Raw genomic sequence first — 22,334 nt, 5'->3', positions numbered from 1 at the left:
GGTTTTCAAATCAACAAAAATCCAAGATGAGTCTTCTCATTTATTCCTTAGCTAAAAAAACATCCATTAATTAAGTTAATTTTCTAAACATATGCTATTTATCAATTAGCAAACTAATTGGAATTAAATTTCTTAAAACAGGGACACTCTGGATACTTTTATCTAATTCCTTCAATCTCTCCTCCCTCTCATTAGGAGATACCTGCAAACCACCAACTAAACTTTTCCCTTTAAATATAATAGAGTCAGCTTTATCTTGTTTAAATTCAATTAATTGAACTTCATTTTTTGACATCATATAGTGATTATTATTTATTGTAAGGGGGGATACAAGCATTCTATTTTTATCTTTATCTAACATAACAAATTCTTTCCCCTGGTATTGTACAATTGTATAATCTTCTTTTTTCTCAGCTTTTGTATATCCATATTGAAAGAAAACCCAAGATGAACCTATACCAATTGTAATGATTATAATCCCTCTTATTCCCCAGTTACATAGCTTCCAAATATAAGCCAATGGGTTTCTTCTATAAATAGCGACTATACCTCTTAAACATAGCTTTAAAAGTCCATTTTTAATTGTTCCTGACTTCAACTTTTTTAGGGAAAGTACCATAAATAAAAATAGTAACATTACTAGTAAGATAAAAAAAAGTATCCATACTCTCATCCCTAATAGATTAGCTACATTAAAATTATACGAATCCTTTAATACTAAAAATGGTAGATAGCCAAGGACAAGCATAAGAAAAATTCCATTTGTAATTGCATTTATAGAGGCAAACTCTTTCTTATCATAGATTATTCCTATTACTTCCTTAAAATTACCAACTTTATTTAAGTCTGTTTCAATAATTGAATTTGAAAACTCACCTATTTTTGAATAAAAGCTTTCTAATTTCACCCTTATAAAAGTTTCTTTTTTAGGAGCATTTTGCCTTGCATCCAGTATGTTGAACATAAAAGTTGCAAACCAAATTATAATTCTTGAAATAAAATATAAAACACATACCCTGAGTATCAAAGAAGAAACTTCATATACAGAACTAACAATTAAAGGTACATCTAGATCACTTAAACTAATATCATCTATACCATAGTAATCTCTAATTCCCTTTTGAAAAGAATAAGAGAAAAAATAGATGGCTCCTGTGAGAATTGTGAAAATCCATGCAGTATCTTGTAAATAAGATAATCTATCCTTTTGTATTTGCTCACCTTCTTTTTCAATTTGATAATTTTTTCTTTTTATTCTCTTTCTCACCAATACACACCCTATCTAACTAATTCTTTAAAACACTTCTAATACTTAATAGTAAATTTACCAATATAACCCTATCTTTCAATAACATTCTACCATTAGTTTTACTGACGAAATAAAAGTTTCTGTAAAATTTGTGCATTTTTCTCTTGTTTATTGTTTTGGAATAGCACATTCTTTATAAAATATGGCTTTATCTTTTATTTTCAATTGTGCTATAAACAAACTTACAAGCATTACCAATGTATCAAGATGATAAATATAAGTAACTATACATAAATAACATTCTAAAAAGGTACATCTTTTCTAAAATATTTAAAGGTTACAAAGAAAAATGAGTTTTACAAAACATACAAAATGTTAAACCCATAAAGCCCACTGATATCGGTACGTATACACGATATCAGTGGGTTATTATTTAGACATTTAACAGTTTGTTTTACAAATTATAAAAAGAGATAAACTTACTTTTACTTTTTATAGAAATAACATATAACATTTAATGATTTTTATTATTGATTAATAGCATTAATAATTTTTGGAAATCTTTCATCACGATGAATTTTAGGTAGCAATTTTACAGTAGCACTTGATAATCGTTCTAAGAATTTTTTTAATTCCTTATTCTGTATAGGTTTCATAGAAAAGTCTTCATCCAATTTTTTATACAAATTAGCACATGAAGTAATTTCTAATTTAGAAATAATATCAGTATCTTGAAGCAAGCCAACAAAAACTTTAAAGTGTTCCTCCTGGAATTTTTGTATAAGTTCATCATAATGTCCTACAGCATCTCTAGAAACCCCATAACTATTTCCTAATCTACAAGTAATTATAGTTTTAACATATTTATCTAAAACTGAAATAGGAATATCACCAGATTGAGGAACATACTTTGAAATCATTCTAATATGCTTAGGTTCATTGTAAAAGTTATCCCAACCATAATGTGCAGTATGTAAAGAATCTAATAAACTATCAATCTCAACAGCTATTTGATCCTCAGACAAATAAGATAAACCATCCACTAATGATAAAAATTCATGAGATAATTTTTTTCTTTCTAAATCTGCATTTACTGAAAACACAGCGTATTTCAATCCTATATCTTGTTTGGCCTGTTTAGAAGAATTATCCCAAATACAATGTACTAATAATTTTATATTATTTCTGACTGTCACTTCAATTTCCGAATCTAAATACATTCCAAAAATTGCTCTTACAAGTGAGTCAACTAAATCTACTGGTAGCTTTGTAATATTTGATAATATAGGAGGAATATCTGTCTCATTTAAAACCTCTGTTCTTATATTATGTAATAATCTTTTAATTTCTAAAACTGGACCTTCTGGTTCTTTCGCTAAAACCTCTTTAATACAAGTCTGTAAATAGCTTGATATTTGTAAACCGTCAAGATCATTATGATTAGGATGTGCTGCACTCGCATGATTTCTCATATCTCTAATATAATCAAGATGTTTAAAACCAATTTGAGTGATAATTCCCGTATCTTTACATCCTTTTACTAATTCCCAATCATCTAATTTCACTAAGTCTTCCTCAGTTTTAAAATTCTTACGTCTTTTAGGATCAGTAACTACTGTACTTAAAAAATAATCCATATCAAATCGAATTACCTTGTTTCTTAAATTTACTACAGTTTCATTCCATAAAAAATTTATAGCAGCATCAAATAACCCTGCACCACATGCTGCTATAAATTTAGAAATGTACATAGCTTCAGTTTTTTGTTGATCATTCAACCTTGTAACAATATTAGGGAGATTATTAATAACAACTGTACGCTCATCAGGATCAACTAAAATACTTTCACATGGTAAATCTAAATGTACTAAATAATCCGTTAAACCACTTGAAAAATCCCCTACCGTTGCAGTTATGTCTTTTCTTTGAATAATTTCATCCGCCAATTAAAACACCCCTTGTGAAATACTTAAACTAAAAAAATATATAACTAAAATCCATAAAAAGTAAAACAAATCTATTATTTTGTAATTATTTCATTTATAAATGTACCAAAAAGTAAAGTTTTGGGACTTATTTTATATACAACATGTTATGCTGTAATCCCCAACGTTAGGAATATTCAAAAAATTTTTGGGGTTGAATAGGAATAGATATGTACATAGCACATTAAAAGGTACACATTTCTTTTAAAACTACATTAAACATAAAACCTAGCTTTAGCCTTTATTACTTTACAAAATATTCAAATCAAAATATAATTATATTAATCTGAATTTTCGGAAATAACTTGACGCATTCTTAATAATTTACAAAGTTAACCTTTCGTTACCCATAATATGTGAAGGAGTGATACAATATTAACAGAAATATAGCAGTTATTACTACAAATCAATTTTTAACAAATCTAGCCGATAGTATATTTCAGGTTATTCTTTTTTGGTATGTTTATCATCAAACAGGTTCGGCACTCTCTGCATCACTAGTTACAGCGATTAGCTTTACTGTTCAAATTTTTTTATCCCCACTTATAGGGGTTTTTTCCGATAGATTTAATCCCCTAAATTCAATGCAATTATCATTTTGTATATTAGGAATAGTAGGCATCCTCTTTACTCCTATTTATTTCTTTTTTGACTCTTTCATCGTAATCTATATCTATTTAGCTATAATAGTTCACACCTGTTGTATGATGTTAGAGGGAACTTCAAAGAATAGACTTATACCATTGTTTGTGGGTGAGGAAAATGTTGTAAAAGTTAATGGATATATATCTTCATCCAGTAATACAGCTGCATTGATAGGAAACAGTTTAGGCGGAGGTCTGTTGGCTATTATATCATTTGCTGGTGTCATGTTTATACATTCGGGTTTATATTTTCTTGCAGCAGTTATGTTACTATTTTTAATAAAAAATGATTCAACAGAGAACATAATAAAAAACGAGCAATTTAAAGAAAAAAAAGAAGAGAAAAAAAAGGTAAATAAGAACCATTTTTTTAATGAACTGTTAGATGGGTTTAAACTATTGAAAGACAATCGTCCATTATTAAAATTGATTATTTTATCATGTGTATTAAATATAGCTATGCTAAATTCTTCTCTATTGGTTGTTTTAGTAAGTACACATTATCAGGGTTCATCAGCCACTTTTGGTTTTTTTAATATGTTTGGTGTACTTAGTTCAATTCTTGTAGGCTTAATAATAGGTAAATTAACAAATAAATTCAGATCCTCTTCCTTACTTACAACAAGTTTACTTATAAACGGAACTGCAACAGTATTAATGGGCGTAACACATAGTACAGTTTTGGGCATTATGTTAAATATGTTAGTCCTCTCTTCAGGGACTATACTACGAATTACTTTTAATTCGTTTATGATAATTTGTGTTGAAGATAAATTTAGAGGTAGAATTATGTCTCTAGCTATAGCAATATCCGCCATTATAGTCCCTTTAATATCAATCCTTGGTGGATATCTAAGTGATCATTTAGGTATAGGGGTTGTTTACATATTATCCGGTTCTTGGGTGATTGCCTGGGCTTTATTCCCGTTAATTGACAAAGATATTCGTACAGTTAACCTTGAACCACACCAAAGACAAAACAAAAGTGCCGCACTTTAATTAAGTCTATGATTAGATATTGAATAGTTACTATAAAGACATACTAATACTAGTATGTCTTTATAATTTAAGGATAAATTTTGATTTTAACAAAACTCAGAATTTCGGATCAACCAAACTACTTCACTACCCTTATTGGATCCCAAGAAGTAATTTTAACATTAGAAATCATGTACATGAAAAATCCTTTTTTCTATTCATTTATTATTATTTGTTTAAATCAAAGAAAAGGCTGTCCAAAATCCGATTCTCTCGAATTTTGGACAGCCTCCTCATATTAATACATGACCATCCAAATGTAGGTTTGAGTCCTTTGAAAGGTCAGTGAAATTAAGTCCCCTAATTAAAATAAGCATTTGTTTTTTTGAAGGTAAGGAACCAACAAATCTAAATTCATTATTTGAATTCACCTTTGTTTCCTTCTCTAATAAGGCTATTTTAGAGTGTACCTTATCGATTTCCGATGAAAGATAGTTTTTATAATCCAAGGATATAATCGAATTCGGAATCTGATAAGAATTAGGTTTAATAATTACTTTACCTAAAATGTCTATATATTTTATAGGCGGATCAAATAACAAATTATTATCTCCAGAAGTAATAACTATATTCTCATCATTATAATTTATTCTATGACAGATTAACTTTCCTCTTCCATCTTCATATAGAATAATATCACCCTTACAATATGCTTTTTCCTTTTTCACTTGGACACTTTCACCGTCTTTTAATAAAGGACTCATACACGGCCCATCAATAATAATATTTACGCTTTTATTTAAATCCAATGCCTTCTTAATGAATTGATTCGTGTAATTCATAATCCCTTTCCTCTATTAATCCATGATTTAATAATTCTGCAAAAAATCGAGTTACATCATTTTCGACTCTTTCTTTAAATGTTTCGTCTAGGTTAAAATCTATTAATAATTTTCCCACTAGATTTTTAGTACTTAGATGCGAATTCTCATTGAATTCTTTCCAAATAACCATAGCTACTTCATCATCTAAAATTAAAGTTTCTCCTTTAGGGCTTAGGATAAATATTCCTTCTGGATTTTTATCGAAAAATATTTCTTTTTTTAAATTATATACTTTTTCCCCCATTATGCTGTAACCTCCTTATTCGATTTAAAGTATCTCCACATTTGTTCGATAAAAGCAGTTTTAATAAATACACATTCATGTGTATTTGTACCATCTATTTTTGTAGTTTCACTCCATTGGATGGCTCTACATCCTCCACCACAAAGATACTTAAAAGAGCAGCCTTTACATATCGGTATATTATCAACATGACGTTCCCTCGATTCTTGAAAAGACTTTGATTGATAATATATTTTAGAGAGAGATTCTTCTTTTATGTTCCCTGCATAAAAAGAGTTATCATGCATTAATTTACATGGATAGACGTTTCCTCTACTATCTACAGAAAATTCCCCCAAACCATGGCCACAATGTTGTTGAATAGAGAATTGCTTGGCAATTTGCCCTTGTTTGTGACTATTTTTAAGAATTGTATTTTCAAAATCTAATCTTTGAGCATAATCTAATTCATATTCATTCTGTTTCCCTCTACCTAATGATGAAGCCGGAACTACAACAATTTTCATATCATTCTTATATGTAAACTGAAGCATATCATCAATCGAGTCTAAATTATTTGTTGTGATCGTTTGATTTATTTTTAATTTCCCACCAGCTTCCATTAATAATTTAATAGCCTTCGTTGCTTTTTTCCATGAGCCCCTCCCTCTATTTTTATCATGCTGATTTTCTTGTAGAGAATCAAGACTGATAGTGATCAATTCTGTAAGAGAAGACAGCTTCTTAGCGATATCTATATTACTTATAAAAGAACCGTTTGTAATTATTTTAACTTCCAAACCCACTTCATTTGAGTATTCAATCAAAGTAAATAAATCTTTTCTTAAAAAGGCTTCTCCCCCTGTAAACACTACAGTTTTTGTACCTAAATCTTTTATTTCCCTAATAACCTTTTTAGCCTCATCAGTGGTTAAATCTTCCTTCATAGTTCTATTAGGTCCACTTTCTGCATAACAATATACGCAACTTAAATTACATGTGTAAGTTGTAACAAAATAGACGATTGAGGGAATATTTTTTTTAGCATTATTAGTAAAACTACTTATTTGCTCCTCGCTATTTGTATCAGAATCAATTTTATAAAGTTTAATTAAATTAATTATTCTATTCACCATCGATGTTTCGTGCTTTTCAAAAATTTCATTATAAGAAACTTGATTAAATAATATATGAGCTGCAACTTCATATTCTTTAGAATTTAATACGAGCCAACTATTTAGAATAAAATTATGAACTATGTAATCATCTTTCCTTGAATAAACGGCTATGTTTCCTTTCCTCTTTACTAATAATTTTTTATTCATTAATACCGCCACACTTATTCCCCCAAGCTTCATAAAATAATATTTCTCTATTCTTATTAAGTAATTTATCAGTGACTAGAAATAAGGATACATTACTTGTATTCAAAGAATGCATCCTTATTCTTTCATTTTGTTAAGTATACATTATATTAAGTATTAGCTATTTCCATTTCCTACTAACAATCCACATGCACATGATGCTGAACCTTTAGAACCTACTTGTTTAATAGTTGGTGAAGTATAATTCATTAGAATCCCTCCTTTTCTCATATTTCTTAATAATTGTTTAATCAGTTATTAACTATTCCCATTCCCTACCAATCTTCCACATGCACATGATGCTGAACCTTTAGAACCTACTTGTTTAATAGTTGGTGAAGTATAATTCATTAGAATTCCTCCTTTTCTCATATTTCTTAATAACTGTTTAATCAGTTATTAGCTATTCCCATTTCCTACTAACAATCCACATGCACATGATGCTGAACCTTTAGAACTTACTTGTTTAATAGTTGGTGAGGTATAATTCATTAGAATTCCTCCTTTTCTCATATTTCTTAATAACTGTTTAATCAGTTATTAGCTATTCCCATTTCCTACTAACAATCCGCATGCACACGATGCTGAACCTTTAGAACTTACTAGTTTAATAGTTGGTGAAGTATAATTCATTAGAATTCCTCCTTTTTCTCATATTTCTTAATAACTGTTTAATCAGTTATTAACTACTTCCACTTCCAGCCAATATACCACATGCACATGATGCCGAACCTTTAGAGCTTACTAGTTTAATAGTTGGTGAAGTATAATTCATTTTAATGACCACCTCCTATATCATCAAACAAAAGGAATTATTAGGAACAAACCCCAAATGTTAGCTTATTCAAATTTATAATATCACAAACATATAAATTTGAATACAATGAAAAATCTTTATTTTCTGTTTTTTTAAAAAAATTCACATTTCCTTAACATTATTGTCTAAACTATTCCATATTTAAGTTAATTTATCATAAAATCTACAAAATGTGTTGTTAAGTAATAAACCGGTTTGTATCATTCTAAACAAAGAGAGAAATGTTCCAAAAGGTACACCTTTTGATGTATATTAAAACCTAATAGATTTAGTGCTTCAAAAGGTTTGAAAATATACTTTTGAAGTGATAAATAATTAATGACACCTTTTGAAGTATATTTGATATAATTTTATTAGAAATACTTTTGAAAGGATGTCTATTTATTTTGAATACAAGAAAATTCGGATATATAAGGGTTAGTAGTAAAGACCAAAATGAAGATCGGCAGCTCGAAGCAATGAAACAACTCATCACTGACGAACGAGATATTTTTATCGACAAACAAAGTGGAAGAGATTTTAATCGTGATCAATATCAACTCGTAAAACGTATGTTAAGAAAAGATGATATTTTATATATTCATTCCTTAGATCGTTTCGGCAGAAATAAAGAAGCTATCCTTGAGGAGTGGAAAGATATTACCCAAAATATTCAAGCTCATATTGTCGTATTAGATATGCCACTTTTAGATACAACTCAATATAAAGATAGTTTAGGAAATCTTATTACTGATTTGGTACTCCAAATCTTGTCCTGGCTTGCTGAAGAAGAACGAACAAAAATAAAGACTCGTCAACGTGAGGGTATTGAAGTTGCAAAGAAAAAAGGTAAGCATTTGGGTAGACCTAAAACTAAAATCACTCAGGAATTTATCGATGTATATAACGATTGGAAACAAGGAAAGATTACAGCGCTATACGCTATGAAGAAATGCAATATGACAAGTCCTACGTTTTACAGAGTAGTCAAAAGGTATGAGGATAAGGAGTGAAAAATATAACATGACTTCAAAAGAGATCCAACATACAATAGAAGGCTTTTCTTCTTATTTATCAAACAAAGGAAGAAAATCTTCTACAATCAAACGATACATCTATGATGTGGAAAGTTTGATTCAATGGCTGCACCAATCAAAAAGGTTTACTAACGATACTATTTGGGAATCACTACAGAAAAAAGATTTCGAATCATTTTTTAACCATTTAAAAGCCGATCGTCAATACTCCGATAAAACTGTACATCGTATATATATTGTTTTAAATAGGCTGTACGGATACTTAGATTTACCAAGCCCAATTGAAGGGACTACTCATATAGATCCACCTAATCGAGCATTACGTAGGGAGGATTTCGTTTCTTTCGAGGAAGAAAAGCGCTTAAAGGAAGTCATTTCTTCACTAGAAGGCCTTACAGAAAAACAACGATCCGTACGCCCAATGATCTTAGAGCGGAATGTTTCTATCGTTATATTACTGCTGGATTATGGATTATCTTTGAAAGAGCTTGTTTCTTTACGAATGGTACACGTTCATTTCGAAAATAATACTTTATCCATTCCTGAAGACTCAAAAGTAAATAGAATCATTAATTTGAAGGAAGAAGATAAATTATACCTATATAATTACTATAAAACTATACCTGAACCTGTACGTCCTAAATATCACAGCAATGATCCGTTATTTGTTGCTTTTGATTTTACCCGGGGGACATATCACTGGAGCTATGAGGAGGATGCACCAAAATTTTTAACCGAAATCTCAATACAAAAAATGATTCGTTTAGAAGTGAAACGTGCTAATCTCCGAAAGGGAATTTCTGCTCAACATTTTCGGAATACCTTTATTTTAAGGAATATTCAAGGGAATACTCCGCCTGATCAAGTCATGCAGCAAATAGGTTTTAAATCTAATTTATCTTTAAAGAGATATTACAATTACTACAAAAGCTCCACAAAAAATACATATTAAATTTGTAATTTAATATGTATTTTTTACTCATCTACGGGAATTTAATGAATTAAACGAAACTGGAAATGCTAAACGTAATAATTGATAGCCAATACCAGAAGATTCATGACACCATGCTGCAGAAAAATTTAGAAACAGCAATACCAGTCGCAATGCCTGAACCAACAGGAATAATCACAGGCGAAAGGTGGAGTAGATTCAGGTTGAACATCTCCACCACCATAAGTGCGTGATTATTCATCTTTAGAAACTTCAACTAGTTTAGCCCCTGCTAGATGATTTTCTTTAATCGAATTTTATTTTCAAATTAGCAATTCCAATATGATACTGTATGAGCGACCCAGAGTCCACCTGCAACGGCTCCACCAACCGCACAGGCAGGACTAGTTTCAGGTTGAACATCTCCACCGCCATAAGTGCGTGATAATTCATCTTTAGAAACTTCAACTAGTTTAGCCCCTGCTGGATGATTTTCTGCTAATTCTTCAATAATTTGATTACGATTCATAGTAAAATCCCTCCTTTAATGTTAAATACAACTAATATGTTATAGTAGAAATACTATTTTTCACAGTTCGCAAATTTGTATTTTTTTGAATTACACAATAATTAATTGTGTAATCTTTAAATAAGTTATGTTCATATGAACATAACTTATTTAATTCCTTACGATGAATTTCAAGTAGGGAGTATCCATATAATAAATAAGAATTAAGTAAAAGGATTACATACTACAAGTAACGCTTTATAAGTGGATTAAAAAGTAGTTTGATTACAACGATGTAGGAAAAAGAAATAAAGTTAGAGGATCTAAACTGCATGACAAAAGAGCTATCTTACTTAAACTTGGAGAGTGAAATCTTAAAAATTGTATACAAAAACTCAGGAAAACGCACAAGTCTGTTCCGATATTTAAAAAATGCAAATCTTACCTATTAAAATCAACTGTAAAATAATTCGTGTTATTTTACATATTTTATATGAATATTAATCTTAATCTTGTATTAAAAGCATTACCGTATATAGTAACCAAAGAATATATTAGACTAGGTGCTGCTTTCTCATAAAAAATTTTATAAAACCAGTTCCTTTCAGTCGATTCTGGTGCAAAAAATCTATAAAACTTGGACATACTGATATTACTACTCTAGAAAAGGTGTGTGATCAGTATGAAAAAGGAAAATTTATTCAAATGGAAGCATTATCAGCCTGATTTAATTTTATTAACAGTAAGATGGTACTTACGGTATAACCTCAGTTTTCTTGATTTGGTGGAAATGATGAAGAAACGGGGTTTATCTATTTCTCATACTACGATTATGTGTTGGGTTCATCAGTATGGCCCTGAATTGGACAAACGAATTCGTCGTCACCTCAAGCAAACCAATGACTCTTGGAGAGTTGATGAAACATATGTAAAAGTTACAGGGCAATGGATGTACCTGTACCGTGCTGTTGATTCGAAAGCAAACACCATTGATTTTTGTCTAAGCAAAACAAGAGACCAAAAGGCTGCAAAGCGCTTTTTCAAGAAAGCTTTGCGGTCTTTTCATGTTTCAAAGCCACGTGTGATAACAGTCGATAAGAATCCGGCTTATCCTATAGCAATTGAACAGTGAAAAAAGAAAAAAGCATACCTGATGGTATGCAACTTAGACAACAAAAGTACTTGAATAATGTAGTAGAACAAGATCATCGCTTTATAAAGAAGCGTATCCGTTCTATGCTAGGGCTCAAATCTCTTGACACAGCTATATCCATTCTTTCTGAAGTAGAACCCATACATATGATTAAAAAAGAACAGATTATCCAAAATCAGAAAGAATTCGTCCATCAATTGTTTGGACTTGTAGCATAAGATACGATTCCGTTAGGAATATATATGCTTTATTCTCTTTTACTTTATTTTTGCACCAGAACCGATATTTTAATATACAATATTTATACCTTTTTTAGTTGGTACGACTTTATATTTTCTATTATCATATTTCCGCAAAATGTAAATCCAGTAAAAATCCCCTATACAGCTTATTCCATGTAAAGTTGCAATAAGTATAAATAGATTATCTGTTAATATATTCACGAAATTTAAGCAAAACAATAATAATGAAATTATGATGAAGGGTGTAACACAACTCACAATGAATTTTTTTACGGAATATTCAGAATCTAGAGATTCAGTATAAATTATACCTTTCTTAAATCCAAATTTTATTGTTGAGCTAGGACAAAACATTTTAAATAGAACTGCATGAATTAATTCATGTAATAAAAAAATTGACACAAGAATAATTGTTGAAAGAAATATCTCATTTATGTCATGAACCACTAGTCGTTTATATGGGCTTTCTATATTGGAAATCATCCAAAAAAGAATAAATAATATTAAGAATAATGGGATACTTACTATTTGCAATTTTTTTTGTAATTTTTCATTGCTAAGCAAATTTATTTCTTTGATAATCATAAAACCTCTCCCAATTATATGAATTTTAAATGCTAGTAAATTTACATTATTAACGAATCCTTCTCAATACATATCTACTTTTCATAATTTTTCTTTAATTGATACTGATAATATAAATTATTAATACTAAAAAGAATTATTAGTAGTATGAGTGGTAGCGAGTAATCCAAATGATTATTTAAAGAATATATCGATAATATTAAAATCACCGCAAATAATAAAGTATTATTTAAGTAAAAATTTTTGAATAGCACTTTAAAATGTATATATATTTCTCCTTCATCTAAATTACCCATATACTTCTCAATATAATCGATGTCATTTTCTTTCAAAGCTGTACTATTAATAGCCTGAATTTTTTTTGAATAAATCGTAAGAAAATAAATTGTTAAGAATAATGGGATAAACATCAAAAATAACTTATTATTTATTTCTTCTAAAATACTTGATATGAAAAATAAACAAATTAAATTTAAAATAATAATTAAGGAGATAGATATATTTGAATAATTCAAACTTTTATTGTAATTAATTTCTGATATATCACTCACATCTCTGTCTAATATAATTTTGTTAGATGCAGCTCTTTTTAAATTTTTTGTCACAAACCATGCTAGAATTATTTGTAGGAATATTGTCATCAAAATTACTGCAATAAGAGCTTTATTATCATAATTACTTAATTCCTTTGAGAATCTCATAATAAAAGATATACCTTCTGGAATAACAAAAAGTATAAGCATCGTTAAAAATATATATTTCATATAGTTAAAATTTCTCAATATAACTCTTCCTCCTCAAATAGAAATACTTCTTCAATTGATTGATCAAACACTTTGCTAATTTTTACTGCTGTTAATAAAGATGGTATAAGTTCATTTCTTTCTATTAAAGAAATAGTTTGCCTTGAAACCATTGCCTTCTGAGCAAGTTGCGTCTGATTAATATTATATCTTGCTCGAAGTTCTTTAATTCGATTCCTCATATTTGTTCTCCTTTTATATTTTAATTAAATTGTAAACTAAACATTTCATTTTGACAACTGTATTTGTCGAAATGTACTATAACTCATATTTATATACATACGAACTCATTTGATTATATATAAATTTACTCTTCTTCTCACTTTAAATAATTTTTTAATCAATTTAAATTTCCGATAATATCTGAATAAAATTTCTCATTTTATAATTAAATAGATAAATGATTGGCTGGTTAAATACCGGTTTTTTTCTTTTCTTTCATACGATATGATTCACCTTTAATGTTGAACGTTATGGAATGATGTAAAAAGCGATTTAGAATCGTAGTTGCTAAAACATCATCTCCAAATATGCATCCTCATTCTATATATGATTTATCAAACGTTAGGATAAATGAATTTTCTAATATCGTTTCGATACAATTTAAAAGAAGACATTTACTGCTAGCTCATCGAAAGGAAAATAACTCATCTCATATACAATCAGCACTTCGGATTTGCTGAGACGCGTAATTAAATAATATAAAGTGTTTCTAAAATCAAGATGGAATACTCTTTTTGTGTCCGAAAATCCATGATTAGACATTGGTTGTTAAATCAATTGTTGTTTCTTTTTTCTCAAAGGGGTGCTTACACACAAGTTGATTGTAATCAATACTCTTATAGCTTATAAATAATCTTCCATAATTCTAATTTTTAGTGATTACCCTACATAATGATATAGAACTCAGTAATAGTTCTTTTAATTAGCATTAATGAACATTTATATATATGTGTGGTTGCACTTTTTTTGGCAACTACTCTTAATTCCCATAGTTTATGTTTTTAATAATTATATCCCGAAAAATTAACGAATATTTATTCCATAATAAAAAACCTCCGTATTTGACATAAATATTGTTCAATATACAGAGGTTTGTCTTTATTTATTTATTAAAGATTTTACATTAAAATATTCCTTGGACATTTTAGATGTCTTAGGATACATAGCTCATTACAGCATTATTATATATTTTCAAAAAAGAAGGATTCAGCTGAATATCGTGAATTATCCCAACCACTCTATATAAATGTTTCGCCTATATTAATAATGAATTAATTAACTGAAGATAATTCATTTGATGAATCTTGAAGATTAACAAAATAATTATACTTCTTATGAGACAACATCAATTCTTCGTGCGTTCCTTGACCAGTTATTTTTCCATTTTCTAAAAAAATAATATTATCTGCATTCCTGATAGTAGAAAGTCTATGAGCAATTATAATTGTAGTTTTATTACTTAATAAATTATTTAATGAATCATGAATCTTTTGCTCACTTTCGCTATCTAAACTAGCAGTTGCTTCATCTAACAATAAAATATGAGGGTTTTTTATAAAGTTACGAGCGATATTAATTCTTTGGGCTTGACCAACTGATAGTTTCAGCCCTCTTTCCCCGACTTGAGTATCAAATTGATTTTCTAAATCCATAATAAAATCATAACAATTCGCCAATTTCGAGTAATAAATTAACTTTTCATCTGATACATTTTGAGTAATTCCATATAAAATATTTTCTCTTATTGTTCCATTCATTAGTGTATTATTTTGCATTACATAACCTAATTGATTTCTCCAAACGTTTAATGGAAAATCATATATAGATTGGTTTCCAATTTTTATATCTCCTCCTTCTATAGGGTATAATCTTTCTAATAAATTAAGAATAGTTGTTTTGCCAGATCCAGAAGGTCCAACTATAGCGGTAGTTTTATTATGCGGAATTTCAAATGAAATGTTCTTTAAAACCTTCTCTTCAGAATAACTGGACTGTATATTTTCAAACTTAATATTTAAATCTGTAAAAGAGGTCATTGGTTCAATAGAAGTGTTGTTAATTTCATTTTCGTATTCCTCTTTTTCTATTTTTAAGATATCTGCTATTCTAGTACTTGCCCCATTTGCCTCTTGATATTCTGTTAAAACTGCTGATAAATTAGCCAATGGCCCAGTTAATTGTATTACATAAAAAATCATTGAAATTAGAACACCAGTAGTAATTTCATCCGTAGAAACCCTCACTCCTCCAAAGCCAAGGATACATCCAATTGTTAATAATATCAATAAGCCTGATATAGGTTGAATAACGGAAAAAATCTTTGCTTTTTGTAATCCTAATAGAAAAATATTATTTAGATTATCAGAAATTTTAGCGAATTCTTTTTCTTCTGTGACTGATGTTTTTACTAAACGAATTTCATTTAGAACCCTGTTAAAGTTCCCATTAAAATCTGCCATTTCATTTTGATTCTTAAACGATACTTTTTGAACGATTTTAGATAAAGGAGTCATTATTAAAAACATTATTGGAATTAATACAAGTGTAAGAATTGTAGTTTTCCAATCCAAAATTAATAACATTATTAAAGATCCGATTAAAGAAATCAGGGATGGTAGTACACTGGGGAATTTTTGAGTTAGAAAATTGTTAACTACATTTGTATCATCGGTAACTCTACTGATTATATTACCACTCTCAGTATTGTCAAAGAATGAAAGTTTTAAATGTAAGATATGATTAGTCAAAGTTTTCCTAATTGAATAAATAAACTGTTCTCCAACTTTGCTCAATAGATAAAGACCAAGCCCTCCTAAAAGAGCATTTAATAAGAAAACTATTACAAATAAAGTTATGAATTTCGAGTTTAATATATCTTCAGAAAATCCATCTACTAACTTCCCTGTATAAAAAGGAATAAATAAGCCTACAAGACTGCTAAGTGAAGATATAATAATAGAAAGAATAATTAATCTTTTAGGCCATTCAATTTTTTTAATTAGTTGCATTAGAGAATTCTTGTTGTCCATAAAATCACCTTCTTAAAATATCATTTTTAAATTTAAAGAAAAAGATAAACTAAAGAAACTACTAGGCTAATACCTATTAAAAGTTCTAACAATGATTTCAAAGGTTTCTTTTCTTTCAATACTTTGTTTAAAGAAACATATAAAATCATGCACACAATGAAAATCACCAGTGATAATAATAAAACTTTAGAATCCATTTTTTTCAACTCCTTGTATATTTCTGTTATTTTTACATTACAATACTAACATATTTATAATAAATATGTTTTTTATTTTAACAAATAATATAAAATTATTCTTTTTTTACCAAAATATATTGTTTTTTGAATATTTCTGTTATATCATTAAGTGGAAATTATTGCAAGGAGGTGAAAGATATGTTTGAAAACAAAGAAAAACGCTCTGTGGTTCCTTCATTTGAAGATCTTTCTTTAGAAGAAATGAATGCCTTACAAGATGATACTGGTGTTGAGGCTGAAATCTCACCTTCTACTACAAGCTCTGCATTTTGTGTTGGTGCTGGTTTAGGCGCTCTAACGACTTTAACTATTAAAAAATGTTAAGTAATGAATTTATTTTCATTAGAACTAGAATATGATAGAGGAGGTTTTTAATATGTTTACTAACAATAAAGAAGTTGTACCTTCATTTGAAGATCTTTCTTTAGAAGAAATGTACGCTTTACAAGATGATACTGGTGTTGAGGCTGAAATTAGCCCTACAACTACAAGTTCTGCTTTCTGTATTGGTGCTGGTGTTGGTTTATTTGCATCTGCAGTAAAATGCTAAAAGTCTTATAAAAATATCATCTACTACAAGCTCTGCATTTTTATTGGTGTAGGTTTAGGCGTTTTAATGACTTTAACTTCTAAAAAATGCTAAATAATGAATTTATTTTCATTAAAACCAAAATATAATAGAGGAGGTTTTTAATATGTTTACTAACAATAAAGAAGTTGTACCTTCATTTGAAGATCTTTCTTTAGAAGAAATGTACGCTTTACAAGATGATACTGGTGTTGAGGCTGAAATTAGCCCTACAACTACAAGTTCTGCTTTCTGTATTGGTGCTGGTGTTGGTTTATTTGCATCTGCAGTAAAATGCTAAAAGTTTTATAAAATATCATCTACTACAAAATCTGTATTTTTTATTGGTTTAGGCGTTCTAATGACTTTAACTTCTAAAAAATGCTAAATAATGAATTTATTTTTATTATAACTAAAATATTACATAGGAGGTTTTTAATATGTTTACTAACAATAAAGAGGTTGTACCTTCATTTGAAGATCTTTCTTTAGAAGAAATGTATGCTTTACAAGATGATACTGGTGTTGAGGCTGAAATCTCACCTTCTACTACAAGCTCTGCATTTTGTGTTGGTGCTGGTTTAGGCGCTCTAACGACTTTAACTATTAAAAAATGTTAAGTAATGAATTTATTTTCATTAGAACTAGAATATGATAGAGGAGGTTTTTAATATGTTTACTAACAATAAAGAAGTTGTACCTTCATTTGAAGATCTTTCTTTAGAAGAAATGTATGCTTTACAAGATGATACTGGTGTTGAGGCTGAAATCTCACCTTCTACTACAAGCTCTGCATTTTGTGTTGGTGCTGGTTTAGGCGCTCTAACGACTTTAACTATTAAAAAATGTTAAGTAATGAATTTATTTTCATTAGAACTAGAATATGATAGAGGAGGTTTTTAATATGTTTACTAACAATAAAGAAGTTGTACCTTCATTTGAAGATCTTTCTTTAGAAGAAATGTACGCTTTACAAGATGATACTGGTGTTGAGGCTGAAATTAGCCCTACAACTACAAGTTCTGCTTTCTGTATTGGTGCTGGCGTCGGTTTATTTGCATCTGCAGTACAATGTTAAAAGTCTTATAAAAATATTGATTAATGGTAGTGTGATCTGCGCTACCATTTTATATTTTGGAGGTTAACATGGAAAATAATTTTATTAAATCCTTAACTATAAATGAAAGAGCTGAGAATAACTTAGTATGTCCTAATGAAATCAAAACCAGCAACTGGTTTTCAAGAAAAACATTATTAAAAGAAAAAGATATAGATGCTATGATTTCTCAACAATATTCTAATTACGATACATTTACAGCTGGCATTGGTGACGTGAAGTCAGGTTTATGTGAAAGTTTTTCTTATAAAGACTATCCATGGATTCAAGAGTTTTATACATACATAGATAAATATGAAGAAACTTATTTACTCGAAGATTCAAAAAAAACGATAGACTACTCTGCTCGTTTTTTGATTCAGGATGTCAAAAAATTCATATATGATACCACTCAAAAAAATGAATATTTTTCATTTGAAGAAGAATTCTTAATTAATGTGACAGACGCTTACATTTCAGAAATTATGACTTTAATGAATCAAACTATTATATCTGATATGAATGATTATAAAAGAGCCAATTTATTAACTGGAAAAGATAAATATCAAAGATTTCAATCATATCTAAATATACGCTTTGGAAACGTTAAGAAAATCAAAGAATTTTATAATAATTATCTCTACGCAATAAAGATAATTATCACAAGAACCAACTATTTTAAAGAAAACTTTAAATTGCTAATCAATAGTTTAGATGAAAATTTTTATGAATTTAAAAACCAATTAGGTATAAAAGAAAATGTTATTACATCGATAAATATGGCGATGGGGGATACTCATGATCGAGGAAAATCTGTATCAATCTTGAATTTCCCAAATAAACAAAAAATAGTGTATAAACCTAAAAACTTAGAAATTGCTAAAAAAATTGATTTATTTATGTCGTATTTAAATAAACATATGGAGAGTAATTTTTATATACCAAGGAGACTGGTGAAAGAAAAGTATGCATTTGAAGAATTTGTTGAACAAGAGGATTTAGAATCGTCTAAAGATGCTGCTGATTTTTACACAAATTATGGGTCTTTATTAGGATTAGCTTACATTATAAATGGAAGTGATTTCCATTACGAGAATATCATTGCATATAAAAGCCACCCAGTAATTATAGATATGGAAACTTTTTTCCACGAGCCAGCTCCTTTATACTACGATCAAGAATTAAAAAGTATTATTCGAAATGAATTAGCTGAATCTGTAATTGGGACTAGTATGTTGCCTATAAAAATTATGAAAGAGCGCTCAATGGAACCTAATCAGGGGGTTGATTTAAGCGGTTTAAGTTTTGGTAGACATAAATTCCCTTTTAATATTCTAGTAATAAAAGATCCAAGCACGGATGAAATGAGATATGAATGGGATGAATCTTATATAGATGAATGTAATAATGTTCCAACTAAAAATGGCAAGATTTATCCTTATATAGAATACAAAAAATATATATATGAAGGTTTTATAAATTTTTTAAAGAAAATAGAACAAAACAAAAAAGAAATTGAAATATATATAAAGAAAAATTTTGCAAATATTAAAGTTCGACAGATAGTTAGACCCACTCAAAAATATACAGATTTATTGAGATATTCTTATCATCCAAGTTGTATGCAGGATGCAATTGAAAGAGAAAAAGTTTTGCATAATCTTTGGGCGTACTCATATAACAATAAATTAATCGCTAAATATGAATTTGAAGAAATGATGTTAGGTGATATACCACAATTCTTTATTAATACCAGTGAAAAACACTTATATACTAATGATAACCAAAAAATAGAAAATTCTTTTAAAGAAACTCCTTTAGAAATAGTTATTAGAAAAATTAAGCATTTGAATAAAAATACAATTTCACAGCAATTAAATATTGTAAAAAGTACTTTCCAGGATTTTAAATTCCAAAATTATACAAATATGGATTATTCACAGAATAAACAGGACTCAATTTCAGAAGAAGCTATCCGTGGGTTTATAAATGAAATAAATGAATATATTATAAAGAATGCAATTATTAGCGAAAAAGATAGTTTTTTAACATTTCTTGATATTAACGATGGTTTTGAAACTGAAGTTCTTTCACTATCAGAAGGATTATATAATGGTTTATCAGGGGTTTATATTTTTTTAGTAGCAAATGATTATTTAAATAATAATAAAGCTAACCTTACTTATAGGAAATATATATCAAATTTAATATTGAATACAGAAAATGATTCAAAGATCAATGCATTTTTCAGTAAGACCAGTATGATTTATCCTTTATTGGTAGAGTATTCCTTATTGAAAGAAAAAAATAGCCTAGATTTAGCTATTCTTCTTGCTGATGAAGCAATGGAGAAACCAATTTTATCAAATAGTGATTGGATTTATGGAAGTCTTAATATGATTCCGGTATATTACGCTTTATATAAAATAACGAAAATAGAGAAATACCTTACTTTTTCACTTGAAATTGCTGAGAAAATAGAGTTTAAAGAATCTGAATTTATTGGTTTTGCACATGGTAATAGCTCTCTATACTACATTAATAGTTTAATAGGATCTTTCACTTCATATGATATTGAGAAAATAGTAGCAGAAGAAGATTCATATATAGTTAATAATAAGTGGAAGAGCGAAAAAGCGAAAAATACATTTTTTAGTGGATGGTGTAAAGGAGATTTAGGTATAGAAATTTCAAGAATTTCTTCTTTCAATAATCATTCCTCTAATTTCCTAAATCTTTGCAATGAAAGTATTTCATTGAAAAATAATAATACTCTATGTCATGGAAATTCTGCTTTGTTAGAATTATTAATTCAGATGAAAAATAAAAATTTAATAAGTTCTCAAAAATACGAAGAAGAAGTTAATTATATCATTAAATCAATGTTTAACACGCACCGTACATTAAAAACCTATAATGTATACTCAGGCTTAAAAGGAGATTCTTTTGGCTTATTTACTGGCGTTTCAGGAGTAGGATATCAATTAATTAGATTGTTGGATAATAAATTACCTAATATTTTACTTTTTGAAACTCCGTGTGAGTTTAAATAATTTGGAGTGATTATTTATGGTATTAAAAGGTATATTAGACCCTACACTTAATGAATTTAATTGGAATTATAAAAAAATTTTATTAAATAAAGAACCTTATCATTTAAAAGATACAGTAACTATCGGCATCATAGACAGTGGTATTGATATTACTAATCCTTATTTGAAGGATAAAATAGTGCAAGGAAGGTCATTTGTTTCTTCAGCATATACCAAAGATGACACTGGGCATGGAACACAGATTTTTGGTATATTAGACAATTTGATAAAAGGTGCAAATTATAAATTTTACAAAGTTATGGACAATGAGATTACCAATTCTTTGAATTTAGTAAAAGCAATTATTGCTGCTGTAGACGATGGTGTTGATATTATTAATATAAGTTTGGGAATTTATAAAAATTCCCAAACTGAATCTGATCAAATTATAATTAATTCTTTTAAAAAGGCCATTAATTATGCGAGAAATAACAATGTTTTAATAGTAGCTTCTGCTGGTAACAACGGATTAAATATGGACGAGTATCCTCATATAATTCACTTACCTAGTGACCTTGAATACGTAATAAACGTTGGTAGCTCTGATAAGCATAATGATTTAACAAGTTATACCAATCACGGGGAAAATGTAAATATTATAGCTCCTTCTGGAGAATGGATAGCAAAAGATGATAAAATTCTTTTTTCTGAAATGATAATAACTTATGGAAAAGAATCTTCATTTTTAAAAAATAATCCGAATTATAATGGTATACCTAAAGGGTTGGTTTTGAGCTACGGCACAAGCTTAGCTCCTCCTCAAGTAGCTGCTGCTTTTGCTGTTGTAATAGATAAATATAAAAACTTATCTATTGATGAATATAAAAGCATAGTTTTCGAAAATTCAAGTGAAATTTCCCATAACACAACTAAATATAAAGAAATAAGAATAGTTTATTAAAATTTTTTCTATTTATAAAACTTT

At 28.5% G+C, this 22,334-nt stretch carries 24 protein-coding genes and 1 pseudogene; 12 read left to right on the top strand and 13 right to left on the bottom strand.

Translation table 11 applies throughout. The features are described 5' to 3' along the window. Positions 1-94: 94 nt before the first annotated feature. Positions 95-1,267 carry a hypothetical protein gene (locus AC241_RS35585; protein ID WP_230690650.1) on the bottom strand — a complete coding sequence of 391 codons (1,173 nt, stop codon included), beginning with the start codon at positions 1,265-1,267 and terminating at the stop codon, positions 95-97. A 509-nt stretch (positions 1,268-1,776) separates the two neighbouring features. Continuing rightward, positions 1,777-3,195 (bottom strand): hypothetical protein, encoded by a 1,419-nt coding sequence (locus tag AC241_RS31420; protein WP_155417095.1) that lies wholly within the window; start codon positions 3,193-3,195, stop codon positions 1,777-1,779. A 413-nt stretch (positions 3,196-3,608) separates the two neighbouring features. Between AC241_RS31420 and AC241_RS31415 the strand changes: the two genes are divergently transcribed. Continuing rightward, positions 3,609-4,877 (top strand): MFS transporter, encoded by a 1,269-nt coding sequence (locus tag AC241_RS31415; RefSeq protein WP_080990961.1) that lies wholly within the window; start codon positions 3,609-3,611, stop codon positions 4,875-4,877. Positions 4,878-5,149: 272 nt separating this feature from the next. Here the strand turns inward: AC241_RS31415 and AC241_RS31410 are convergent, their stop codons facing one another. From AC241_RS31410 to AC241_RS31400, 3 genes are read right to left on the bottom strand one after another with little or no spacing between them, the layout of a single operon-like run. Then, complete coding sequence (locus AC241_RS31410) at positions 5,150-5,698, bottom strand: S24/S26 family peptidase (RefSeq protein WP_050845651.1); 549 nt, start codon at positions 5,696-5,698, stop codon at positions 5,150-5,152. Next, on the bottom strand, positions 5,673-5,984 hold the full coding sequence (locus AC241_RS31405) for a PqqD family protein (protein WP_050845650.1): 312 nt from the start codon (positions 5,982-5,984) through the stop codon (positions 5,673-5,675). The genes AC241_RS31410 and AC241_RS31405 overlap by 26 nt, the downstream gene beginning before the upstream one ends. Then, on the bottom strand, positions 5,984-7,300 hold the full coding sequence (locus tag AC241_RS31400; protein ID WP_196303452.1) for a radical SAM/SPASM domain-containing protein: 1,317 nt from the start codon (positions 7,298-7,300) through the stop codon (positions 5,984-5,986). Before AC241_RS31400 ends, AC241_RS31405 begins: the two co-directional genes overlap by 1 nt. A gap of 1,230 nt (positions 7,301-8,530) precedes the next feature. Here AC241_RS31400 and AC241_RS31395 point away from each other — a divergent pair. Further along, on the top strand, positions 8,531-9,136 hold the full coding sequence (locus AC241_RS31395) for a recombinase family protein (RefSeq protein ID WP_050845648.1): 606 nt from the start codon (positions 8,531-8,533) through the stop codon (positions 9,134-9,136). A 10-nt stretch (positions 9,137-9,146) separates the two neighbouring features. Continuing rightward, complete coding sequence (locus tag AC241_RS31390) at positions 9,147-10,112, top strand: tyrosine-type recombinase/integrase (RefSeq protein WP_050845647.1); 966 nt, start codon at positions 9,147-9,149, stop codon at positions 10,110-10,112. Positions 10,113-10,215: 103 nt separating this feature from the next. Here AC241_RS31390 and AC241_RS34550 read toward each other — a convergent pair whose 3' ends face one another. Further along, positions 10,216-10,368, bottom strand: a complete 153-nt coding sequence (locus AC241_RS34550) for a hypothetical protein (protein ID WP_155417094.1) — start codon at positions 10,366-10,368, stop codon at positions 10,216-10,218. A 51-nt stretch (positions 10,369-10,419) separates the two neighbouring features. Continuing rightward, entirely contained in the window at positions 10,420-10,620 is a 201-nt protein-coding gene (locus AC241_RS31385; protein ID WP_013450107.1) for a mersacidin family lantibiotic, read from the bottom strand. Between the two features lie 661 nt (positions 10,621-11,281). Between AC241_RS31385 and AC241_RS31380 the strand changes: the two are divergent. Continuing rightward, positions 11,282-11,970: pseudogene (locus tag AC241_RS31380) on the top strand (IS6 family transposase). Between the two features lie 69 nt (positions 11,971-12,039). On the opposite strand, the gene AC241_RS31375 reads toward AC241_RS31380, so the two are convergent. The 6 genes from AC241_RS31375 to AC241_RS34545 all read right to left on the bottom strand — a co-directional run bounded on the left by AC241_RS31375 (position 12,040) and on the right by AC241_RS34545 (position 16,611). Beyond that, the gene (locus AC241_RS31375; RefSeq protein ID WP_013450129.1) at positions 12,040-12,579 is read right to left on the bottom strand and encodes a DUF3267 domain-containing protein; all 540 of its coding nucleotides are present in this window, start codon (positions 12,577-12,579) and stop codon (positions 12,040-12,042) included. 74 nt (positions 12,580-12,653) lie between these two features. Beyond that, positions 12,654-13,343: a DUF3169 family protein gene (locus AC241_RS31370; protein WP_155417093.1), complete on the bottom strand. Its 690-nt coding sequence runs from the start codon at positions 13,341-13,343 to the stop codon at positions 12,654-12,656. A 14-nt stretch (positions 13,344-13,357) separates the two neighbouring features. Further along, the gene (locus AC241_RS31365; RefSeq protein ID WP_013450127.1) at positions 13,358-13,564 is read right to left on the bottom strand and encodes a helix-turn-helix transcriptional regulator; all 207 of its coding nucleotides are present in this window, start codon (positions 13,562-13,564) and stop codon (positions 13,358-13,360) included. Positions 13,565-13,794: 230 nt separating this feature from the next. After that, positions 13,795-13,884 (bottom strand): ATP-binding protein, encoded by a 90-nt coding sequence (locus AC241_RS35960; RefSeq protein WP_329957887.1) that lies wholly within the window; start codon positions 13,882-13,884, stop codon positions 13,795-13,797. Between the two features lie 772 nt (positions 13,885-14,656). Next, the gene (locus AC241_RS31360) at positions 14,657-16,414 is read right to left on the bottom strand and encodes an ABC transporter ATP-binding protein (RefSeq protein WP_050845645.1); all 1,758 of its coding nucleotides are present in this window, start codon (positions 16,412-16,414) and stop codon (positions 14,657-14,659) included. Between the two features lie 32 nt (positions 16,415-16,446). Then, the gene (locus AC241_RS34545; RefSeq protein ID WP_155417092.1) at positions 16,447-16,611 is read right to left on the bottom strand and encodes a hypothetical protein; all 165 of its coding nucleotides are present in this window, start codon (positions 16,609-16,611) and stop codon (positions 16,447-16,449) included. Between the two features lie 180 nt (positions 16,612-16,791). Here AC241_RS34545 and AC241_RS31355 point away from each other — a divergent pair, with 180 nt between their 5' ends. From AC241_RS31355 to AC241_RS31335, 8 genes are all read left to right on the top strand, one after another. Next, positions 16,792-16,977, top strand: coding sequence for a lichenicidin A2 family type 2 lantibiotic (locus tag AC241_RS31355; protein WP_013450123.1), 186 nt, complete (start codon positions 16,792-16,794; stop codon positions 16,975-16,977). Between the two features lie 52 nt (positions 16,978-17,029). Then, a complete protein-coding gene (locus tag AC241_RS34140) occupies positions 17,030-17,203 on the top strand; it encodes a lichenicidin A2 family type 2 lantibiotic (RefSeq protein ID WP_013450121.1) in 174 nt (57 codons plus the stop codon). A 145-nt stretch (positions 17,204-17,348) separates the two neighbouring features. Next, positions 17,349-17,522, top strand: coding sequence for a lichenicidin A2 family type 2 lantibiotic (locus AC241_RS34135; protein ID WP_013450121.1), 174 nt, complete (start codon positions 17,349-17,351; stop codon positions 17,520-17,522). Positions 17,523-17,661: 139 nt separating this feature from the next. Beyond that, on the top strand, positions 17,662-17,841 hold the full coding sequence (locus tag AC241_RS31350) for a lichenicidin A2 family type 2 lantibiotic (RefSeq protein WP_013450120.1): 180 nt from the start codon (positions 17,662-17,664) through the stop codon (positions 17,839-17,841). A 52-nt stretch (positions 17,842-17,893) separates the two neighbouring features. Continuing rightward, positions 17,894-18,073, top strand: coding sequence for a lichenicidin A2 family type 2 lantibiotic (locus AC241_RS31345; RefSeq protein WP_013450120.1), 180 nt, complete (start codon positions 17,894-17,896; stop codon positions 18,071-18,073). A gap of 52 nt (positions 18,074-18,125) precedes the next feature. After that, the gene (locus AC241_RS34130; RefSeq protein ID WP_318588575.1) at positions 18,126-18,299 is read left to right on the top strand and encodes a lichenicidin A2 family type 2 lantibiotic; all 174 of its coding nucleotides are present in this window, start codon (positions 18,126-18,128) and stop codon (positions 18,297-18,299) included. Between the two features lie 68 nt (positions 18,300-18,367). Beyond that, entirely contained in the window at positions 18,368-21,370 is a 3,003-nt protein-coding gene (locus AC241_RS31340; RefSeq protein WP_050845644.1) for a type 2 lanthipeptide synthetase LanM family protein, read from the top strand. Positions 21,371-21,386: 16 nt separating this feature from the next. After that, positions 21,387-22,310 carry a S8 family peptidase gene (locus AC241_RS31335; RefSeq protein WP_050845643.1) on the top strand — a complete coding sequence of 308 codons (924 nt, stop codon included), beginning with the start codon at positions 21,387-21,389 and terminating at the stop codon, positions 22,308-22,310. Positions 22,311-22,334 lie beyond the last annotated feature (24 nt).

It is taken from the genome of Bacillus thuringiensis (assembly GCF_001182785.1).
In the GTDB taxonomy this organism is placed as follows: domain Bacteria; phylum Bacillota; class Bacilli; order Bacillales; family Bacillaceae_G; genus Bacillus_A; species Bacillus_A thuringiensis_S.
The sequence above is the reverse complement of the archived record's forward strand: the minus strand, read 5'-3'. Positions and strand labels throughout refer to the sequence as shown.